Source organism: Reichenbachiella sp., assembly GCF_965233835.1.
Taxonomy (GTDB): Bacteria; Bacteroidota; Bacteroidia; order Cytophagales; family Cyclobacteriaceae; genus Reichenbachiella.
Window position 1 is genome coordinate 1941800 of record NZ_OZ247585.1, and the last position, 21265, is coordinate 1963064.

Sequence of the window (21265 nt, forward strand, 5' to 3'; positions counted from 1 at the left end):
ATTTTATTCTATTGTAAGTCAGCTCAGGTTACTTTGAATGAAGCGGTGATTTTTCGAAGTAGCTCAGTGGTGAGTGTCTGAGATTGCCGCGTCGTCTGATTTGCCTACCACCAAACCATTCTCCTCGCCATGACGTTTTTAAGTTTGGGATGGGAATTCTACAGCTGAAGCCAGCTAAAACCCGTCATTGCAAGCGGAGCGCGGCAATCCCCTTCGGCCTTCTTCTTTAGCAGACTTTTGCTAATCCATTATATTTAAGTATATCAAAAGGCGGTGCTGTTTATATCCTGACCAATAAGAATCGTACTACGCTGTACACAGGGGTAACTTCTGATCTTTATTCCAGAATGATTGATCACAAAAAAAGGAAGCATCCTAATAGTTTTTCTAGTCGGTATAACACGCATATGCTAGTATTCTTTGAGTCTTTTCATAGCATTGAAGAAGCAATTGCAAGAGAAAAAGAAATCAAAGCCGGTTCACGTCGTAAGAAAGAAGAACTGATTAATTCGGTTAATGAAGAATGGAAAGATTTGTTCTCCGAAGTAGCTCAGTGGTGAGTGTTTGAGATTGCAGCGTCGTCTGATTTGCCTACCACCAAATCATTCTCCTCGCCATGACGTTTTAAGTTCGGGGCGAGAATTCTACAGCTGAAGCCAGCTAAAACCCGTCATTGCGAGCGGAGCGTGGCAATCCCTATAGGCCTCAACTGCCACTTGCCTTTGATCTTATTCCAAAAACCTTTAATCTTGAGTAGCAGCCCTTCTGAGAATTTTTAATTATGCAGTTTTATGGATCATGATGCAGTGCGCGGAGAGTGCATTGCGTTTATGCAAATGCTTGACACCGGATATAACCGTACCATATGAGTAAAAATGCATTTTTCAAAGTCGACACTAAACTAGCTAAACTGCTAGGTGAAACATATCGTTCAACCGAAGAAGCTGTAAAAGAGCTTATCGATAATGCTTACGATGCGGACTCAGAAAACGTAACAATTACACTTCCAACTGAACTTGAAGCTTCACCTGTGATCTCCATTACAGATGACGGTACTGGAATGAAAGAAAATGAATTAAGGAGTGAATACTTGAACGTTGCGAATAGCCGAAGGTCGAGAAAAGGTGACCGAACACAAGGAAAAAATAGAAAAGTGAAGGGTAGAAAAGGTATTGGTAAATTTTCAGGATTAATGGTAGCCGAAACCATGAAGGTTGAAACTAGTGCCAATGGAATTACTACAATTTTAACAATTAACAGAAATGAATTGGCTAAGGGAGATTATGACTTAGAGAAAGTGCCTTTGCCTATTGAAACCAGAGAATCAAATCCTAATGAACATGGAACAACTATAACGCTGGAGGGACTTAACGATAATTATCACTACCCAAATCCGACAAGACTAAAACAGTTACTCATCATTGATTATGGTAGGGAGAAAGATTTTACAATTAAAATTAACGATGAAGTAGTAGGAGTACTAGATGTTCAAGGCCAATCATATAACGAGGAAATAGAAATTGATGGTGTAAAAGCCCTTCTAAAATATACTGTAGCAGATAAACCTATCAAGCAAGCGGGTATATCTATCAGAGTCAATAATAAGATTATTGGAAAGCCTAAGAATTATTTATCTGAGGATGAATTAATCCCTAAGAAATTGCAAAACAGAATCTACGGAGAAATAATATGTGATGAGTTAGAAAATGACATTACAGCTGATTTTGGAGCGGTTATTGAAAACAGCAAGCTAAATAAGGTGCTTACGGAAAAAACCGTCTCTCATGTCAAAAAATCAGTAGATGCTGTTTTCGCAACTGATATGAAAATGGCTCGAGCTCGTTATCAAAGAAAAATCAATAAGGAGCTTGAAAAGCTAGAAGAGTTCAAGCAGCCATTTGCTAGAAAAGCTCTTTATAAAACACTTGAAAAGTTCTACGGTGAATCCGAAGAAAGAATCAATACAGTCATTTCTGTTATGGTTTCTGCTATGGAAAAAGACCATTATTGGGGAATCATCCAAAGTATTGAAGATACACCAAACCATGATGTAGAAAAGCTAGCTGATGCTCTAGGACAATTCGGTCTCATCGAAATGAGCATTATATCAAGCCAAGCTCTCAATAGGTTACGATATTTAGACGAATTATCCATTATAATCGACAACCCTAAAACTAAAGAAGGAACAATACATAAAGCATTAGAAAACAACACTTGGGTCCTAGGTGAAGATTACTCCGTTCTTATTTCTGATCAAAACTTAAAAGCAGCAGTCAGCAAAATTCATAATAAGAAATACAAGGGTGACAAGGCAAAAAACAGACCTGACTTACTTCGGGGAGAAAATCAACTAACAAGCTTGTCCTAATCGAATTTAAAAAACCTGACGTTACTTTAAGCAGAAAAACTGAGCAACAAGCTCTTGAGTATCGAGATGAATTGAATTCATATTTCCACAATCAAAAGATTGATATAGTATTAATGGGAGGTAAAGTCGTTCAGAACATAAGTTCTCATAACGAAAGAACAGATGTAATCTATAGAACTTACTTTGATGTCATTAGCTCTGCTCAGTCTCGGCTAAACTGGATGCTAAATGAATTAAAGAGCTAAAAAGGCATCTAACAATAGATATAACAGCAGGAAGATTCAGAAATATTGGATTCCATACTCCTTTTGCAAGTTCCATCGATTCTGCGAAGTATCTCATAGTAAATAAAAATGCATGAGTCGAATCATAGATTTGACTATAATCGTACAGAAACATGCCTCAGAACAAGAACTCATAGCATATCTGGGCTCAACCCCCTTCAAAAATCCTTCTTATCCGCCAACCTCAATAAATTCAAAGCAGGCACCAACGTCCAAATAAACAAAGCCAAAAAGGAAAGAACAGCGCCCAGACCAGAACCAAAGAACTTCTGAAAGATGGCACCCGTATAGCCGAGCAAGGCAGCGATATCCAGCTTAAGCAAAATCAAAATTCTGGAGAGATCTATCGGATTGGCGATGCTGGCGATAAGTGCAAACTGGTCCAGTGGGTAATCCTTGAATACCATCAGGAGAATCATGAAAATCCCATCGTACATCACCGCCAGAAAAAGCCACAGAAGAATGGAGTAACTGAAGCCTTTGATTCGGTTTTCATTGGCCAAAGCAATATTGATGGCCAGTCCTACAAATATGAATGTGAGGAAAGTGCCCGTGATGATCAGTAGTGCAAAGTTCCAAAACTCAGAAGACTGACTCACGCCGTAGATCAAAAAAGGAATACCCAGACCAAGGACCAAACTCAGCGATAAAGAAGTAGCAATTCCCAAATACTGTCCCAAAAATATCGTGCGACGTCTGATCGGCTGAGCCAGCAAAAGCTCGGTAAATTCTCGCGCACTATAGTGATACATAATTCCGAATATGGTACCGATCATGGGGGAGAGTACGACGATGATATTCATCAAAGTGATTACTGCTTTGGAGATGCTGCTATTCAAAAACAAAAGCACAAACCCTAGTAATAAATAAAAGGCGAAATAGACATAGCTCCAGCGACTTCTGGCTAGATCATAAAAGCTATATTTTAGAATCTTAATCATTGTAGTATTTGGGCTATAGCGTGTTCTAAATCTGTTTGTTTGGTCTCGGTTTTCAGCTGATCGAGTGTGCCTTTGAAGTAGATCTTTCCGTCGAGGAGGAAAACGATTTCATCCGACAATTCTTCCACCAGGTTCATGATGTGGGTAGTGATAAGAAAGGTCTTGCCTTTGGCCTTTTCTTCCATGATCAACTCTTTGAGCTGAATCAAGGCCACAGGATCCAATCCAGCAGTGGGCTCATCCAAAATGTAGAGTTGGCAATCAAACATGAACGTCAGCACGATGTTCACTTTCTGTCTGGTACCACCAGATAGCTTGCCTAGTTTTTTGTTCATAAATGGCATCAAACCAAATCGATCAATCAACGGTTGGTCATCTGCCTTTTGTTCGCGAATAGATTTGATCATTTCTATGACTTCGCTCACGGTAAGGTTGTCGGGAAATCGGGCGATCTGTGGCAAGTAGCCTATCTGATCTCTATAATCCCAAGCCCTGAAAGTAGACTGACCATTGAGTTTGATGTCTCCATCTTGTGGAAGCACCATGCCCAGAATGCTTTTCAGTAAGGTGGTTTTTCCGGAACCATTGGGCCCCAGCACGGCAAAGATGCCGGGCTGATCTATCTGTAGACTGACTCCATCCAAGACTTGAAGCTGGTCGAATCTTTTCTTTATGTTTTCTATCTGTATCATAGCAATTGCTGCATGGCAGGCGTTGGGTCCAATAAATTATCTGGCGTAAATACCGGAGAGACTTTTTCTGAAAAGTTGATAATATCTACAAACAAGCTTCTGAGTAGCACGATAGATTCCGGACATTGACCGATGATGTACGAGAAGAGCTTCACTGGGCGGTAGGGCACATCCCCAATGCCATCGCGATCGAGATCGTAGCCCGTGTAGCTGCTCCAGTAGTTGTGCGTGAATTCATTGTCGTTCATCTTGCTGTTGTAGGCAATGTCCAGTGCGTTGTTGATGAAATTGTTGTCAAAAAAGCGGTTGGTGTAGCAGCCTCCGGATACCTTGATGCCCCAGCCGTTGTTTAGGAATTGATTTTTTTGGTAATTGATCCTACCCGTACCTTCCAGAAATATGGCTATGGTATTTTCATCAAACACGTTGCCGGTAACTTCTGCATCGTAAATTTCCTTAAGTAGGAGACCATAGGAGGCGGTTCCCCAGTTTTTGGCAAACGTATTTTCCTTCATGATGATGAACTTGGAAAACATCACAGCTACCCCAGCGCCATTGTGGTGGAAGTTGTTGTTCGTGTACTCATCGTGATTTGAAAACATGAAGTGTAATCCATAGCGCACATTGTGGTGGCTGTTGTTGTTCACCACTCTACTTTCTGTCACAAATTCGAAGTAGATGCCATCTCGTAGACCGTAGGTTTCGTTGTCACTGATTACCACTTCTGAGCAGTGCCAAAGGTGGATGCCATTCCCTGAGTCGGTTTCTGTTTTGGTTTCTCCGGAAATGGTATTGTCGCTGATAAGTCCAAAATGAGACTTTTCAATCAAAAAACCGAAATAGGGTTGAATCACTCTATTGTCGCTAAGTACGAAATACTTGACTTTGTGAGCATAAATGGCCGCATAGTCTTTGGTGAAACTTCTGCCTGCGTTGATGAAGGTCAGGCCGATCACCTGGATGCTATCGGCTTGTAAGTGTAGGATATGGCGTTGTGTTTGCCCATCCAAAATAGCATCCTCGTCCCCAAGGATAGTTAGTGGCTTGTCGATGGTGACATCGATTGCCTCATAAGTACCAGCCTGAACATTGATCGTATCGTGAGGAGCTGCCAGAGCTACAGCCAGATCCAGTGCGTTTACAGGACAGGTTTTACAAACAGTAAGCTGACTGGCCTCAACCATCGTAGCTGAAAGTAAAAGCCAAAATAAAAGATATCTGAACATGATTTTGTCAGATTAATTAACTGAAAATTTTAGTTCACTCCAGGTTAGTTTTTGGTCGATAGGATTGCTGGCCAATTCGTCTCGGTTTTCCTTTTTCGAGAACGCGGAAAGATGAGCACCCATTGGGCTTGGTATAGCCTTGCTAATTAGATAGTAAGCATTTTCAGCTTCGATCAATTCCCTGGGTGTGGTGTAGTCTGTGACCAGAATGGTTTGCAGCTCTTCTGCTTTCCATTGTTCCAAGCTCCTTACCATACATTCGATCGCATCGAAAGAATAGGTTCGTCCCTTTTTGGTCATGACTTGTGCTGCATGCTGCTGATCGACAATAGTCATTTTGCAGGAGTGGCAGCTGGAAATGCCATATTCAATAGCTGTGGGTTGACGATTGCAGCTAGTTAGCGTAATAAATAATAAAAGTGTATAAAGTGTTGGTCTGATCATCATTGATAACTGTTAAGTTTTGACTGAGTTTTCCTCTTCTTTTTTTGCAACAAAGAAGGCGGCTAGGGTGATGAACATTCCTCCGAAGAGGCAATAGGCTCCACTCATAGGCAGAGAAATGGCATTAAAATTCAAAATCATTTTTGAGCCAATCAGCGGAGGTTGGTAGGCCATAGGTTCTCCTTTATCGTCCAGAAATTTGATGGCCGCATTTTCTTTCAAGTTGTGACCGTAGTCGTATTCCCAGCGGTAGAAATCGTACATGCCGGCTGTGCCCAGCAAGCTCATTACGATAAACCAAGTAAGGTAGAGTTTCTTGTTGCCGATAAACGCGAATACCGCACCAATAATGGCCATACCAATAATGACAGGGGGGAAGATGTCGAATTCGGCCATTTCTGTAGGTATGTCTTTCATTCCCACATAATGATTCATCAAATTGATGTTCTTGATGTCATTAGGATTATGATCAGCGATTTTATTGATCCAGATGTCCATACCAATGGCTTCTGGATATTGAGGGGCTTCCAGGGTGATGTTCCAGAGTGGTAAGACGAAGAGAAGGAGGATCATCAAAGAACCCACGATCATCATTATTTTAGATAATTTCATTTTTTTGTTGTTTGTGATGGGAAGGGAGTGGTAAAGTAGGGGGACGAACCTTAGCAAACGCCCCCCTCAAACCAACACTTTTTACTCTCCGTCGAGTGTCCAGCTTAGTTCTATGTTAGAACTTGCAGGAGATACTCTTACATATCCTTGCATTTCCTGGTGTAATGCAGAACAGAAGTCCGTACAGTAGAATGGCCATACACCTTCTCCTTTTGGTTCCCAAACAAAGGTTTCTGTTTGTCCAGGCATGATCAAAAGTTCAGAAGTATTTGCACCGATCATACTGATGCCATGAGGTACATCGTAATCCTGCTCCAAGTTGGTGACATGGAAATAGACTCGGTCACCTTCTTTAATCCCTTCGATGTTGTCTGGTGCAAAGTGGCTTCGAATCATAGTCATATAAATATGCACGTCCTTACCATCTCTCACCACCTTGGCGTCCTTCTCAGACTTGGTCACATAAGGGTGCTCGTTTTCTTCCAAAGGATAGATCTTTTTAGAATTCGGCTTAATCAAATCTGCTGGGATACCTGCCGCGTAGTGAGGCTCTCCGAGCGTCGGGAAGTCAAGCAGCAATTCCATTTTCTCTCCAGAGATGTCGTAGAGCTGAGCAGACTGAGTCACTTCTGGTCCGGTAGGCAAGTACCTGTCCTTGGTGATCTTATTCATAGCAATCAGGTATTTACCGAAAGGTGCCTGAGAGTTACCGCCAGGGATCATCAAGTGACCCACAGAGTAGTAGGTAGGTTTTCTATCAATCACTTCCCAAGTGCCCAGTTTCCATTTCACTACTTCAGAAGAGATGAAGAAAGTGGTATAGGCATTGCCTTTGGCATCAAATTCTGTATGCAGTGGACCCAAGCCTGGTTGTACAACCACTCCGGCTAATACGTCTTCGAAGTTTAGGATTGGAATACCATAAGCTTCTCCATCGAATTTTTCGTTTTCGATCGCGTCGATCATTTTAGTGTATGAGTGAACCGTTACGTTAGCAGACAGCTTGCCACTACCCACGATGTACTCACCTGTAGGATCCACATCACAACCGTGAGGAGACTTAGGCATCGGCATGAAATACACCAAACCTGGGCATTTAGCAGGGTCAAGTATTTTTACTTCTTTCTCCCATGTGGTGGTTGCCATGTGCGTTTTTTCATCGTACACATTGTGCGCATAGTTGGTTGCCATGGTAGTGAAATTGCCTTGAGCAATATACTCTTCAGCTTTTTTCCAGTTGATAGCCGCTACGAAATCCTTGTCATTTTGAGAAGCATTTACCTCCATCAAAGTGTTAGCTTCTTCAGTATTGTATGTGGTAAAGAAGAACCAACCGTGAGATTTTCCTCTACCAGGGTGAGCTTTGTCATAATCGAAGCCTGGCATCATGATTTGGAATTCGATGTTCATTTCACCGGATTCCTGATCTACTTTCAAGAAAGACATGGCGCCTTTGAAATTGCCTTTGTAGTCGGCAATTGGCATGTCTCTTTGAGGAACGGGAACAGCGAATCTGGTACCAGCAACTACATACTCAGTATTGTCAGTAACATAAGATGAACTATGGTTACCCGCAGAGTTTGGAATCTCGATAGTCTCAACAGTTTCGAATGTAGTCAAGTCAATACGAGCAATTCTTGGTGTATTGTTTTCATTGATAAATACCCAACGTCCGTCCAGTTTTCCATTAGTTTGAGATATGTCCGGATGGTGGGCATCACCCCAAGGAATGAACCCGTAAGAAGTGTTTAAAAGTGCTTTAGTCTCTTCATTGAAACCATAAGCTTTCTCAGCATCTACGGAAAACACAGGAATGTTTTTAAATACTCTACCTGATGGCATACCGATGACTGATAGTTGGCCATTGAAACCTCCGGAAATGAATCCGTAGAATTCATCATGCTCTCCTGGTGCCACGAATGAACGTGAAGCTAGATCGCCGCTCAGGGCACCACTATTTTCATTGCCTCCTGGCTGGCACCCTACTGCAAAAAGTAAGGCAACACTCGCCAAAATGCTTGTTATGTTTTTAATACTCATTTTATGATCGTTTAATTGATGATTTATAATATGATTTTGTCCACCACATTGATGACTCCATTCGTAGTTTGGATAGTGGCTAAAACTTTAGCACCAGCCACAAAAACATCCTCGCCCTCTACAGTTACTTCCAGATACTGTCCGGTTGCCGTATAAATTTTTCGACCTTTTCTAGCTTCTTTTTTCAAAGCTTCGAGGTCGTAAGACCCTGGTGCTGCATGGCCAGTTAAAACATTGGCGAGCTTGGCCTTATTCTCTGGCTTGAGTAGATCGTCTACGGTGCCCTCGGGCAAAGCTGCAAATGCGTCATTAGTGGGGGCAAATACAGTTAATGGACCAGCGTTGACAAGCACATGTTCGATCTCCGCAGCCTGCACTGCTGCTACCAATGTGCTGTGAGCCTCTGAGCCAATGGCTACTTGTAAAATATTTGCTTCAGAAACATTGTCTTCTACAGAGGCTTGACCTTTAGGATGAGAAGTGGCTGCTTCCGTTTCCGAGACAGGAGCGGTATATCGCTCTACGTTTTTGTTGCACCCGATGGTACCAAATACCATCAGCGCAAAGAGTAGTTTGGTGAATGGGTGAGTTTTCATAGTTTTTTTGTTAGTTGAAAATTCATTTATAGCGTTCTGAAGTATTCCAGAACTGCTCTTGCTTCATCTTCGGTTAAGTTTTGATTGGCCATTGGAGATCCATTAAACTCAATCAATAATTGTTTTGCTAGTGGATCTTTCTGAACCATTTCATCTGGGTTCAAAATCATATTCATGACCCAAGCTGGATTTCTTCTTGTTAGAATGTCCTTCGGAGAAGGACCAATGAATTTTTTATTCACTTTATGGCAAGCTGTACATTTGGCTTCGAAAATCGTTTTACCTTCTTCTGCTTTAGCCTGATCTATATCAGCTGGTAACTCGAATGACGATATGGGCCCCACACCATCATACTTTTGATATTCTTTTTCCATCTCTGCGACGGATTTTGGGACCTTTTTGGCGAACTTCTCTTTCACACTTTCGCTGCTACTTTTTTCGCCGCCGCAAGCTCCCAATAGAAGGAGTAGGCCTAAGAGTGGATATGTTATTTTTTTCATGATACTCGAATTGTTTTGAAGTAAAAGTATGGTCGGATCTTAGCTGAAACTATGACGATGGTCAGGTTTGCATAAGAGAGATGTCAGCTAAATAGGGCGATTGAAAAGTTTTTTCTGTGTCAAATGAGTAGTGTCTGATATCAACACTCTCTTAAAAGAAAAAGAATAGTATGATCAATCATTTGTTAAGAAAATCACGCCACCTATCCTTCTTATTTAGCATTGTTTGTTTGGACTCTTGCGAACAATCGAATTGGGTTGCTGAGCCCGCATCTTTCGTCAATCCATTTATTGGAACTGCAGGTGAAAGAAGTATAACCGATGCTGCCAATACGGTTCCAGGAGCCGTCATGCCATTTGGAATGTTGTCGTTTGGACCAGAAAACTCCTTTAGTGAAGACATGAAAGAGCATCGTAGATACAAAATGGTAAAGGAGTCTAACCGTCGCCTTCCGATCTCACCAGGAGGATACAACTATGCAGCCAGCAGGGTTAAAGGTTTTTCCTTGACCAGACTTTCTGGCACAGGCTGTATTGGTGCCTCTGGCGATATACCCATATTACCTTTCACAAAACCTATGCTACATTCCCCGGATGTTGATACCATGGACGCTTACTATAGCGCTGGTTATTCTCATGAAAATGAACAAGCAAAACCGGGCTATTATCAGGTAGGACTCGATAACGGAGTGAATGTAGAATTAACAGCAACAGAGCGAAGTGGCTTGGCCAGATTTTCTTACCCCGAGGGTCAGCCGGCTACTTTGCTTTTTCGAACTTCGTACTCCCAGTTGGGAAGTGGAAATGCTTCTACCCAAATTAATATTGATGCCAATGAGATCACGGGATCAGTAACTAGTGGTAACTTTTGTGGATACCTGGGAGATTATAATCAAAGAGATTACTACACGCTTTATTTTGTGGCTGAACTTGATGCTGATATTGTTGAGTACGGAGGATGGGAGAATGAAAATATGCTTCCGTCTACTCAAGTCACTAAGGGAGGTATGTCCTATGGAGAAAAAGGAATTCCATCGCTGGGAATGGGGTCTGGTGCCTGGGTCACGGTCGAAGCACGGCAAGGAGTAGTGAATATGCGGGTAGGTATTTCTTACGTAAGTGTGGAAAATGCTCGATTGAATTTACATGAGGAACAAGCCAAAAATGACAATATTGAGACTATCAGTCAAAAGGCTTATCAAGCCTGGAATGGGTCTTTGGCTCAGATTGAGGTTGAATGTGAAGACAAAGAACAATTGACAACCTTTTACACGGCGTTGTATCATTCGCAGTTTCATCCCAACGTATTTAGCGATGTCAATGGCGAGTATGCGGGATTTGACGGGCAAAAGCAGCAGATCAAACCTACCCAAACTGCACAATATGCGAATTTCTCCGGCTGGGACGTGTACAGATCGCAATTACAATTACTGACACTTACTCATCCACAGCGTGCCAATGATATAGCACAATCGCTATTGAATCAAGCAGACCAATACAATGGTGTTTGGGACAGGTGGACGCATAACAATGGGCCTACTGGAGTTATGAGTGGAGACCCGGCAGCCATCGCTATTGCAAATTTTGTAGCCTTTGGTGCTGATAAGTTTGAGGTGGAACAGGCTTATCAGTCATTGGCTACTGCGGCTAAAGTGCCTACTGATCTGGATTTGAGCGACGAGGGATGTCCGATATTCTGTCGTGGACAGAAACCTTCACTCGATCAATGGCAAACGTTGAAATATATCTCTGACTCATCCAATACCTGGGAAGGCGCTTCAGAGACGCTGGAGCAAGCTTCATCTTACTTTGCCCTATCTCAATTGGCAAGTAGACTTGGCAGGAAAGAGGATAGTGAGTTGTTTTTGGAGCAGTCGGGCTATTGGGCCAACCTGTTCAACCCGAATGCAACGGCTGATGAAGGCTATATTCAAGGACGAAACTTGGATGGCAGCTGGAAAGAAGGGTTTGATCCTACCAGCACGCACCTATTAGTGGAGGGTAGTTCTCGTCAATATACCTGGATGGTTCCCTTTGACGGAAGGGGCCTATTTGAAAAAATGGGAGGCCCTGAAATAGCTGCTCGTCGCCTGGACAAGTTCTTTCACAAACCTGATGGAAGCTGGGCGTTGTATAGAGAAGGAGGTGCCTATTCGGACGTATCCAACCAGCCTTCAATCAATGCGCCTTGGATGTATTTGTTTGCAGGAAAGGCCTACAAAACACAAGAAACCGTGAGGGCTACCATGCAGCATCTTTGGAATTCAAGTACCACTGGAATACCGGGACAGGATGACTTGGGTCAGATGTCTTCGTGGTACGTGTTTTCTGCGTTGGGTATGTATCCCTTATATCCCGGGCGTGCAGACTTGGTTTTAGGAAGTCCTTCATTTAGTAAGGCAAGAATAAGAAGAAACACAGGCGATATAGTGATTTCTGCCAATTCGGATAGCCCGTCTCTGTCTTCGTCAGCTATCTATGTTCAGTCGTTGAAAGTGAATGGTCAGGAGTCTCCTAAAGCATGGATATCAGAAGAAGATATACTTAGAGAAGTTAACCTTGAATTTGAAATGGGCAGTGAGCCAAATAAGAAATGGGCAAGTGAGGAGGAGCATCTTCCACCATCTTTTGCCAAATAATTTCATACTATGATTAGTGTTTAGTGGTCAAAAGGCAGTCGAGGTTCGACTGTCTTTTTTTAGGCCTGAGTCTGATTCAGATACCGAAACACCATAGGAACAAATAGGCTAAATAAGGTACGAAGAGACAATAACGCTCTTCGTAGTACATTGGCTACGGATTGCTTTTCCATGTCCATGACTTGAGCGATTTCTTCATAGCTCAAACCAGAATAGTATTTGAGGTAAATGGCCTCTCTTTGTCGGTCAGGTAAATTGGAAATGGCCGCTTTGAGTTTTTCTTGGACAGCTTTGTTGTTTTCATTGTCAATTAGAAACTTCTCGTGGGAGAAACTGAAAAAGTTGCCTTTGGTCTCGGCTGCAAAATTTTCAACTCGATCGACTAGCTTTTGATCCTTCGTGCTGAGTTGGTTGATTACTCGTCGTCTGAGTGACTTGATGAGATAGGCCCTCACCACGTTTACATCTGCTAAGGTGTCACGATGCTCCCACAGATAGATGAATAGTTCCTGGATGCAGTCTTCGACCAAAGACTGGTCTTTAGATATTTTACATCCATAGTTGAAGAGCAGTTGGTAGTGCGAGCGAATGATGGAATTGAAAGCAGTTCTGTCACCTTGCTTCAGCTCACGCCATAGGTTAGATTCCAGGATCTTACTTTTCTTTTTCCCGTCCATTTTCTGCTTACAGTATTCTTTTTTCCGTTAGGATAATATCCTGCGGTATTCAAATATATATGCAAAATCCAGAATAAAAAGGCCTTATGAGTCATTATAAGGTGATTTTGAAAAAATAGTTGATTAAGTGAGTATGTCTTATTTTTTACTCGCTCTTACCTATACGGTAAAATATATAAACATGAAAAAAGTGCTGGTTTGGATAGGAGTTTTGGTGTTGTTGGGCTGTGCTGAACAAACTGAAATTATAGATAAAAAAGAAGTTGATTTCTTTGATATTCTTGGTCCTGAAGAAACTGGAATTGACTTTGTCAACTACCTGAAGGAAGGCGAACGGATGAATGGATTATTTTACGAGTACTTCTACAATGGAGGAGGGGTAGCCGTGGGTGATGTCAACAACGACGGAAAGCAAGACATCTATTTCACATCCAATCTTCAGTCGAATAAGCTTTACCTAAATGAGGGACAAATGAAGTTTCGAGACATAACGAGACAGGCGGGAGTTAGAGGCAAATACGGGTTCAGCACAGGTACCACGATGGTCGATATCAATCAGGATGGGTGGATGGATATCTATGTTTGTAAATCTGGACAATTTAATGATCCGGATAAAAGAAGAAATGAACTTTGGGTAAATCAGGGAGTGGATGAATCCGGAGTGCCTACCTTTGTGGAAAAAGCAGCCTCCTACGGCTTGGATTGCCCTCAGTTTTCTACGCAAGTAGCATTTTTTGATTTTGATCGCGATAATGACTTGGACATGTTCTTGATTAATCATGGTATCAAATCTTTTGAAGGAGGTCGAGTGGCAGAGTTGGCCAAAGAGCAAGGTGATTTGCGTGGAGAGCGTCTTTTTGAGAATCGAGATGGTTTTTATCATGATATCACACAGGAAGCAAAAATCATAAATAACAATCTGGGTTACTGTCTGGGGTTGGGTATTGGAGATTTGAACAATGACCAGTGGCCGGATGTCTACGTGAGTGTGGATTATTCAGGTAAAGATCACTTATATATCAATCAGCGAGATGGTACTTTCAAAGAAAGTATTATTGAAACTACAGGTCATATCTCTAACTTCTCTATGGGCAATGATATTGCCGATTTCAATAATGACGGTCGGGCTGATATCGTGGTAGTTGATATGGCATCTGAATCTTACTACGATATCAAAACCAGCATGGGAGGAATGAACCCAAAGAAATTCAATGAATTGGTAGACCTCAACCAGCACTACCAATACATGTTCAATACCCTTCAGCTAAACAGGGGAGTGAGTTCGGAAAAGGAGCTTCCAAGGTTTTCGGAAATTGCTCAAATGAGCGGTGTGTCCAGTTCGGATTGGAGCTGGGCACCTCTGCTTTTTGATATGGATAATGATGGCCAAAAGGATCTATTTGTTTCCAACGGTATCAAAAGGGACTTTAGGAATAATGACTTTGTTATTTATCGAAAAAAGCAGGATGAGAAAGTAAAACAAATTATTAAGGAAGGAAAAAAATGGGATATCAAGCGATACGTAGAGGATCTGCTTCAAAGAATGCCATCCAGAAAGAAACCTAATAATTTCTACCTCAATGAAGAAGGCTTACGTTTTTCTAAAATAGAAAAAGAGACATTGCAGCAGGCCAGTTTTGCCTCCAATGGAGCGGCTTATGCCGACTTTGATCAAGATGGTGATTTAGATTTAGTAGTCAATAACTCAGATGACCCTGCTTTCATCTATCGCAATAATGCAGACCAAAAAAATGACAACAACTATTTGAATGTAGCACTCAAAGGCCCTCAAGGAAATATCAATGGTTTGGGGGCCAAGATTGCTCTTTTAAGTCAAGGTCAATGGCAATACGTGGAGCAATTTACTTCTCGTGGTTTTCAATCCTCAGTAAGTAACGAAATCCATTTTGGCGTAGGGCCGGCAGAGGATATTTCGGAGCTAAGGGTAACATGGCCAGATGGCAAACAGCAAACTCTCGGAGGTTTGGAAGTGAATCAAAAGATCACCCTAAATCATGAAAATGCTGCTGATTCAGAGCTTGACACTACCATTCAAACCACTTGGTTTTCTGAGACTTCTAGAGAAACCTTGAATTTTAAGCACAAAGAAAATGGCTTTGACGATTTTTCGAGAGAGTCCTTGCTTCCACATCAAATGTCTCGTTTCGGTCCGTCTTTGGCCGTAGCCGATGTGAATGGAGATGGGTTGGAGGATGTTTATCTAGGAGGAGCTGTAGGCCAGGCGGGTACCTTGTTTTTGCAAACTACAGCGTCCAGTTTCAGAAAAGTTAAAGGCCAACCTTGGAGTATGGAAAAAAATTGTGAGGATGTAGATGCGCTGTTTTTTGATGCAGACGGCGATGGTGACAATGATTTGTATGTAGTGAGTGGGGGTAATGAGCATGAAGTCGGTTCAATTCAATATCAGGATAGACTATACCTAAACGATGGGAAAGGTACCTTTAGTAAATCTCAAGCTTTACCGCGTTTTCCTAATAGTGGATCAAAGGTTGTTTCATCTGATTATGATCAGGATGGTGACCTGGATTTGTTTGTTGGCGGTAGACAGGTTCCAGGTCAGTACCCATTACCTGCGAGTAGCACCTTATTGAGAAATGATTCTCAAAGAGGTAAGGTGGTATTTACAGATGTAGCTGAACAATTGGCTCCAGGTTTACAAGGTGTCGGAATGGTTACAGGTGCCTCTTTTGGGGACTTTAATCAAGATCAGGTGGTGGATCTAATGATTGTTGGAGAATGGATGAACCCCGTATTGCTTGTCCAGATACAAGGCCGGTTTGTTAACCAATCTGAAGATTTTGGATTGCACAATGAAAAGGGCTGGTGGTTCAGTTTGCTTTCTTATGACTTCGATCAAGACGGTGATTTAGATTTTGTGGCAGGCAACCTTGGGGAGAACTATAAATATCACGCTTCGCCAGAGGAACCGTTCGAAGTGTATGCTCATGATTTCGATGGAAGTGGTTCGTTGGATATTGTTTTAGGGTATCAAAAACAAGGCAGTCAGTATGCACTTAGAGGGAGAGAATGCTCAAGTAATCAAATGCCCTTTATCAAAGAGAAATTCCCCACCTATGACCAATTCGCCAAAGCAAGCCTGGTTGAAGTATATGGAGAAGCCCCCTTGCGGGATGCGTTGCACTACCAGGCGTACAATTTCAATACGACGTATTTTGAAAATGTAAACGGAGCAGGTTTCGAAGCTCGACCCCTCCCTGTAGAAGCCCAACTCTCCGTTGTGAATAGCTTACTTTCTACGGATGTGAATGAAGACGGTCATATGGATATCATCATGGCGGGAAATCTGTTCGTAGCGGAAGTAGAGACGGTTAGAAGTGACGCAGGGATGGGCATAGTTTTGCTTGGGGATGGTAGCGGAAATTTTACCCCTGTAGAATCGGAAAAATCAGGTTTGTTCCTTCACAAGGATGTAAGAGGAATAAAAGCCATTTCTTTGGGAGAAAAGAAGAACAAAGGCATAATTGTGGCCAATAATGATGACTATGTCCAAGTCATTCAAAAAAATATGGATTAGGGTGAGTATTTCTATAGGAAGGAACGCTCTACTGATTAATACGCGTAACTATTAAGAATAAAGAAGACAATGAAGTACAATTACTTTTCGGCTGAAGACTTCGCCTTGGATGACGCTTTTAGGGCTCATGTATTGCGTCCGAATGCAGAATCAGAGGTATTTTGGGAAGAATGGATCGAAGAGAACCCAGACTATGCTGAGGAGTTAGAATTGGCTCGTCAAATGGTGCTTTCCATTCAGTTTTCCGAGATTTCGATATCGGAAGAGAAAGTGGACTCGATGGTTCAACAGATCAATGAGGCCATTGATAACCAGCCATCTCAAACCAGGAAAAGAGGGTATGTTTTTTGGGGGAGTAGAGTGGCTGCCGCGATACTTCTATTAGCTGTTTCTGTGCTTTCCTATCAGAGAATAATGAACCAACAAGACGTGGACCTGGAAGTAGTGGAGGTAGCTTATGTGACCAAGGAGGTGCCATTAGGGCAGAAATCAACGATTACTCTTGGTGACGGAACTAAAGTTAAGCTCAATTCAGGCAGTACTTTCCGTTTTCCCGAGACCTTTTCAGATACTTTGAGAGAGGTTTACTTGACTGGAGAGGCCTTTTTTGATGTAGCAAAGAATCCTGATAAACCATTTGTGATTCACTCTCAAGGGGTAGAAACTCGAGTTTTGGGAACGTCATTCAATATTAGTGCTTACCCCACATCCGAAAATGTATCAATCGCGGTAGCTACTGGCAAAGTCAAGGTCAAACTCAGCGAGAACAAGAAGAGGTCAGAGGTGCTGATTCCTAACCAAATGTTTGTCTACCATAAATCTAAAGGACGAGCCTTTAAGGCAGAGGACATCAATCTAGCTGATTTATTGGCATGGAAAGACAAGAGAATTGTATTCAATAAGTCACTTCACGACGAAATCATTGAAACCTTAGAAAGGTGGTACGGTGTCACTTTCGTTGTCAACAAAAAATTAGAAACCGGTACTGGGTATACCGCTCAGTTTAAGCCCAATAAGTCTCTGAAAGCTACTTTGGAATGTATGAAATATTCGTTGGGCTTCGAATATAAACTCGAAAATAATATCGTAACCCTTAACTAATATTTAATCAAAACAATGCCTATGAAACATAACTAGACAACCACAAAAAATCCGACAACGCAACCGGGAGGGTCGTGTCATCGGAAATTTTTTTAAACGCTTGCGCCTACCAAAAGGCCTTCAACTCCATTCCGGCAGGATCAAGCGAATCGTTAATTAAAACTTTATAAAATTATGAATTTAAGGATACTTAAGCAAATACTGAGTATGACTAGATACGCATTTTGGGGAATTGTACTGCAAGCTACCGTGGCCAATATGATCATGGCGGCAGGTGCGGGGACAGCGCAATCTGTGAGTATCAATCAGGTATATCTCACAGTAAATGCTGGAAATAATGTAGCAGATGTTTTTAGCGAAATAGAACGGCAAACAGATTTTAGGTTTGCATACAAAAATGATGCACTGGTGGAGCAGAATGCAGACTTAACCAGAAGCAAAAATGAAAGTTTGGGCAATGTACTCAGACAAATTTCTAAGAGTACCAATCTCAAATTTAGAAGAGTTAATGATTTGATTCTGGTGAGTGAAAAGCCTCAGACTAAGAAGGCAGCCAAACGTGCTGCGATCGTAGAAGAGACTATTAATATAAAAGGTACGATTACCGATCAGGATACGGGTGAAACGCTTCCTGGTGTTAACGTTGTGGTGAAGGGAACGACAAGTGGTACTGTGACTGATATGGATGGACAGTATACCATTGAGGCTGAAGCTGGAGCCACATTGGTATTTAGCTATATCGGTTATCTATCTCAGGAAGTTACTGTTGGAACTCAATCTGTTGTGGATGTATTGTTGGCTGTAGATGCTAAGCAATTGGAAGAAGTTGTCGTAGTAGGATATGGTACACAGAAGAAGGCTCACCTGACAGGTTCCATAGCCAGTGTCAGTAGTAAGGATATCAATCAAAGTGCTTCAACCAATGTTACTAATGGACTGGTAGGTCGAGTGCCTGGTTTAGTGGGTATTCAGCAAAGTGGTCAGCCAGGAGAGGATGTAACTCCTTTCTACATTCGTGGCCAAAACTCCCTTAACGACGGTTCTACCCCATTGATTTTGGTAGATGGAGTGCAACGAAGCATGAACCAACTGAATGGTTTGGATATAGAAAGCTTCACTGTGTTGAAGGACGCATCTGCTGCTGCCGTATATGGTGTCAGAGCAGCTAATGGTGTGATTTTGGTCACGACTAAAAGAGGGCAATTGAATCAAGCTCCAACGGTTAGTTATTCTGGAAGTGTGAATTTCGCAACGCCAACTATATTGCCAGAAATGGCTGGATCTTACGATTTTACTAGGTTATTCAATGAAGCCAATGCCAACGATGGCAATCCGGCTGCCTATACAGATGATGAAATTGAAGCCTATAGAAATGGTTCTGATAGAGAACTTTATCCCGATACCGACTGGATCAGTGCAGGACTTAGAGACAGACAGACTACCACGAGCCATAGCTTAGGCGTGCAAGGTGGAGGCGAGCGCTTTCGATACTATATTGGTACTGGTATTCTCGATACTGAGGGTTTGGTGGCCAATGTTGGATTTAAACGTCAAAATTTCTTAGCCAATTTGGACTTTGATGTTACCGAGAATTTGGCGATCAAGCTTGACCTTCAAGGCAGACACGAAAAAAGAACAGCACCAGGAAGTGGAGGAGGAGATGCTCCATCTATTATGGGCAACTTCTATTCAATGTGGCCAGTGTATAAAGACAGATATAGCAATGGTTTCTGGGGAAGAGGCCGAAACGGAAACAACCCAATCCAGCAAATGTATGAGTCTGGCTTTTCTGAAGACAATAGAGACATCTATACCAGTACCATAGGCTTCGAATACAAATTGCCAGTGGATGGATTGAAGATTGTAGGTAACTACAGTTTTGATAGAGGAAACCAGCATTCTAAAGTATTTGAAAAGCCGTTGACTTCTTATCAAATGACTGGATACGATGCCAACGGTGAAGCTGTCTTTGATAAGAGTAGCGCAGGCCAAATTACTTTGCAAGAATCCATGATCATTCAGAACCTGAATCTGTATGAGACTTCTTTGAATTATGAAAAGGAGTTTGGGAAACATATGATCAAAGCCTTGGCTTTGTATTCTCAGCAGGAAACAAATACAAGATTTATCAGCGCTGGTCGTATCAATTTTGCTAGTGATCAAATTGCTCAACTATCGGCAGGTAGTGCCAACAAGGATGATCAAAATAACAACGGTGGTGAAGACATCACCCGTCGTTTAGGTTTTGTGGGAAGAGTGAATTACGTCTACAATAATAAGTATTTGATTGAGGCGAGTTTGAGATACGAGGGTTCAGAGAAATTCTCTGAAGATGAGCGTATGGGTGTATTTCCCGCGGTGTCCGCTGGTTGGAATATCGCAGAAGAAAACTTCTTAAGCGGTGTAAGCTGGTTAACTCAGTTGAAAGTTAGGGGGTCTTGGGGTAAGCTAGGTTTTGACGGCATCCCTCCATTTAGATTCCTGTCATTCTACCAAAATGGTGCAGGCTATGTATTTGGTGGAGCTAGTCCAGTAGCGGCATCTAGTTTGGTGTCAGGTGCGATTCCAGACCCGACAGCTACTTGGGAAAAATCTACGACCTCCAATGTGGGTATGAACGCAGATTTCTTGGATGGTAAATTCGGCTTAGAAGCTGATTTATTCTGGAGAAACACGACTGATATTTTGGTGCCAGACGAAGGAGAAATACCTGCTACCATTGGGGCTACATTGCCAGATCAAAATATCGGAGAGGTGAATAGCAAAGGCTGGGAAGTTAGCTTGACACATAGGAATAAGATTGGACCTGTGGATGTAAATGCTAACATCAACTATACGCAAAACTCCAATGAAATTATTTCTACTAGTGAGCCGGCTACACTAAGACCTGAGTGGAGTCAGATTGGTAGATCAGTGGGAACTGGCCTATTGTACGATGCGATAGGATTGTTCCAAACCCAAGAGGAGATCGATAACTCTCCAGTACAAAGAACCGGAGGTAACCAGCCTGGGGACATCAAATACAGAGATGTAGACGGAAATGGAGTCATCAACGAAGACGATCGAGTGAGAATGGATATGAATACCATTCCTAGAAAAGTGTTGGGAGTCATCTTAGGTGCTAATTATAAAGGGTTCTCTTTGAATTTTCGTTTTCAAGGACAGTTCGATTTCAAAACTTATTTGAATTCTACGATAACCAAAGCCTTTATTGATGGAGCCCCATTACCTACTTGGATCAGAGATGATCACTGGACGGAGGACAATAGAGATGCTGGCTACCCAAGACTGTCGGCAGAGCGTGATGGTAGTAGAGATGCCGCCTCAGATTTTTGGTTGAAGAACTCATCTTTTGTGAGATTGAAAGAAGTAGGTCTAACCTACAACTTGCCTGGTGATTTGGTCAATAGATTGCGCATGCAAAGAATGAGTGTATATGTCAAAGGTTTCAATTTGATTACCTGGAGTGATTTGGATATTGTTGATCCTTCTGCACCTAGTGGTGAAGGAGCAAGCTTCTATCCAGTTATGAAGAACTATGAAATGGGTATTAATATCACCCTGTAGTCATTATCAACAAAAAGAGAAA

15 protein-coding genes are annotated in these 21265 nt (G+C 42.1%); 6 read left to right on the top strand and 9 right to left on the bottom strand.

Translation table 11 applies throughout. The annotated features are described in order from the left end of the window. The first annotated feature begins 284 nt into the window (after window positions 1-284). Both ACO6S2_RS08420 and ACO6S2_RS08425 read left to right on the top strand, forming a co-directional pair. Window positions 285-560: a GIY-YIG nuclease family protein gene (locus ACO6S2_RS08420; RefSeq protein ID WP_422362440.1), complete on the top strand. Its 276-nt coding sequence runs from the start codon at window positions 285-287 to the stop codon at window positions 558-560. 305 nt (window positions 561-865) lie between these two features. After that, entirely contained in the window at window positions 866-2368 is a 1503-nt protein-coding gene (locus tag ACO6S2_RS08425; protein ID WP_422362051.1) for an ATP-binding protein, read from the top strand. Window positions 2369-2810: 442 nt separating this feature from the next. Here the strand turns inward: ACO6S2_RS08425 and ACO6S2_RS08430 are convergent, their stop codons facing one another. The 8 genes from ACO6S2_RS08430 to ACO6S2_RS08465 form a co-directional block, all read right to left on the bottom strand. Continuing rightward, on the bottom strand, window positions 2811-3593 hold the full coding sequence (locus tag ACO6S2_RS08430) for an ABC transporter permease (protein ID WP_422362052.1): 783 nt from the start codon (window positions 3591-3593) through the stop codon (window positions 2811-2813). Then, on the bottom strand, window positions 3590-4285 hold the full coding sequence (locus tag ACO6S2_RS08435) for an ABC transporter ATP-binding protein (protein ID WP_422362053.1): 696 nt from the start codon (window positions 4283-4285) through the stop codon (window positions 3590-3592). The genes ACO6S2_RS08430 and ACO6S2_RS08435 overlap by 4 nt, the downstream gene beginning before the upstream one ends. Continuing rightward, entirely contained in the window at window positions 4282-5511 is a 1230-nt protein-coding gene (locus ACO6S2_RS08440) for a nitrous oxide reductase family maturation protein NosD (protein ID WP_422362054.1), read from the bottom strand. The genes ACO6S2_RS08435 and ACO6S2_RS08440 overlap by 4 nt, the downstream gene beginning before the upstream one ends. Window positions 5512-5523: 12 nt before the next feature. Next, complete coding sequence (locus ACO6S2_RS08445; protein WP_422362055.1) at window positions 5524-5958, bottom strand: nitrous oxide reductase accessory protein NosL; 435 nt, start codon at window positions 5956-5958, stop codon at window positions 5524-5526. Window positions 5959-5967: 9 nt separating this feature from the next. Then, complete coding sequence (locus ACO6S2_RS08450) at window positions 5968-6567, bottom strand: hypothetical protein (RefSeq protein WP_422362056.1); 600 nt, start codon at window positions 6565-6567, stop codon at window positions 5968-5970. 81 nt (window positions 6568-6648) lie between these two features. Next, complete coding sequence (gene nosZ, locus ACO6S2_RS08455) at window positions 6649-8607, bottom strand: Sec-dependent nitrous-oxide reductase (RefSeq protein ID WP_422362057.1); 1959 nt, start codon at window positions 8605-8607, stop codon at window positions 6649-6651. A 23-nt stretch (window positions 8608-8630) separates the two neighbouring features. Beyond that, the gene (locus tag ACO6S2_RS08460) at window positions 8631-9203 is read right to left on the bottom strand and encodes a fasciclin domain-containing protein (protein ID WP_422362058.1); all 573 of its coding nucleotides are present in this window, start codon (window positions 9201-9203) and stop codon (window positions 8631-8633) included. A 26-nt stretch (window positions 9204-9229) separates the two neighbouring features. Further along, window positions 9230-9703, bottom strand: a complete 474-nt coding sequence (locus ACO6S2_RS08465; protein ID WP_422362059.1) for a c-type cytochrome — start codon at window positions 9701-9703, stop codon at window positions 9230-9232. Window positions 9704-9873: 170 nt separating this feature from the next. Between ACO6S2_RS08465 and ACO6S2_RS08470 the strand changes: the two genes are divergently transcribed. Further along, window positions 9874-12342: a GH92 family glycosyl hydrolase gene (locus ACO6S2_RS08470; protein ID WP_422362060.1), complete on the top strand. Its 2469-nt coding sequence runs from the start codon at window positions 9874-9876 to the stop codon at window positions 12340-12342. A 59-nt stretch (window positions 12343-12401) separates the two neighbouring features. Here ACO6S2_RS08470 and ACO6S2_RS08475 read toward each other — a convergent pair whose 3' ends face one another. After that, window positions 12402-13019, bottom strand: a complete 618-nt coding sequence (locus tag ACO6S2_RS08475; RefSeq protein WP_422362061.1) for an RNA polymerase sigma factor — start codon at window positions 13017-13019, stop codon at window positions 12402-12404. A 181-nt stretch (window positions 13020-13200) separates the two neighbouring features. Between ACO6S2_RS08475 and ACO6S2_RS08480 the strand changes: the two genes are divergently transcribed. From ACO6S2_RS08480 to ACO6S2_RS08490, 3 genes are all read left to right on the top strand, one after another. After that, window positions 13201-16575, top strand: a complete 3375-nt coding sequence (locus ACO6S2_RS08480; RefSeq protein WP_422362062.1) for a VCBS repeat-containing protein — start codon at window positions 13201-13203, stop codon at window positions 16573-16575. 69 nt (window positions 16576-16644) lie between these two features. After that, window positions 16645-17676 carry a FecR family protein gene (locus tag ACO6S2_RS08485; RefSeq protein WP_422362063.1) on the top strand — a complete coding sequence of 344 codons (1032 nt, stop codon included), beginning with the start codon at window positions 16645-16647 and terminating at the stop codon, window positions 17674-17676. Between the two features lie 207 nt (window positions 17677-17883). Next, window positions 17884-21243 (top strand): SusC/RagA family TonB-linked outer membrane protein, encoded by a 3360-nt coding sequence (locus ACO6S2_RS08490; RefSeq protein ID WP_422362064.1) that lies wholly within the window; start codon window positions 17884-17886, stop codon window positions 21241-21243. Window positions 21244-21265: the final 22 nt, after the last annotated feature.

What these genes read in the sequence shown, in the direction of transcription:
- ACO6S2_RS08425 (WP_422362051.1), top strand. Translation starts at nt 866, where the DNA reads ATGAGTAAAAATGCATTTTTCAAAGTCGACACTAAACTAGCTAAACTG.
- ACO6S2_RS08430 (WP_422362052.1), bottom strand. Translation starts at nt 3,593, where the DNA reads ATGATTAAGATTCTAAAATATAGCTTTTATGATCTAGCCAGAAGTCGC.
- ACO6S2_RS08435 (WP_422362053.1), bottom strand. Translation starts at nt 4,285, where the DNA reads ATGATACAGATAGAAAACATAAAGAAAAGATTCGACCAGCTTCAAGTC.
- ACO6S2_RS08440 (WP_422362054.1), bottom strand. Translation starts at nt 5,511, where the DNA reads ATGTTCAGATATCTTTTATTTTGGCTTTTACTTTCAGCTACGATGGTT.
- ACO6S2_RS08445 (WP_422362055.1), bottom strand. Translation starts at nt 5,958, where the DNA reads ATGATGATCAGACCAACACTTTATACACTTTTATTATTTATTACGCTA.
- ACO6S2_RS08450 (WP_422362056.1), bottom strand. Translation starts at nt 6,567, where the DNA reads ATGAAATTATCTAAAATAATGATGATCGTGGGTTCTTTGATGATCCTC.
- nosZ (WP_422362057.1), bottom strand. Translation starts at nt 8,607, where the DNA reads ATGAGTATTAAAAACATAACAAGCATTTTGGCGAGTGTTGCCTTACTT.
- ACO6S2_RS08460 (WP_422362058.1), bottom strand. Translation starts at nt 9,203, where the DNA reads ATGAAAACTCACCCATTCACCAAACTACTCTTTGCGCTGATGGTATTT.
- ACO6S2_RS08465 (WP_422362059.1), bottom strand. Translation starts at nt 9,703, where the DNA reads ATGAAAAAAATAACATATCCACTCTTAGGCCTACTCCTTCTATTGGGA.
- ACO6S2_RS08470 (WP_422362060.1), top strand. Translation starts at nt 9,874, where the DNA reads ATGATCAATCATTTGTTAAGAAAATCACGCCACCTATCCTTCTTATTT.
- ACO6S2_RS08475 (WP_422362061.1), bottom strand. Translation starts at nt 13,019, where the DNA reads ATGGACGGGAAAAAGAAAAGTAAGATCCTGGAATCTAACCTATGGCGT.
- ACO6S2_RS08480 (WP_422362062.1), top strand. Translation starts at nt 13,201, where the DNA reads ATGAAAAAAGTGCTGGTTTGGATAGGAGTTTTGGTGTTGTTGGGCTGT.
- ACO6S2_RS08485 (WP_422362063.1), top strand. Translation starts at nt 16,645, where the DNA reads ATGAAGTACAATTACTTTTCGGCTGAAGACTTCGCCTTGGATGACGCT.
- ACO6S2_RS08490 (WP_422362064.1), top strand. Translation starts at nt 17,884, where the DNA reads ATGACTAGATACGCATTTTGGGGAATTGTACTGCAAGCTACCGTGGCC.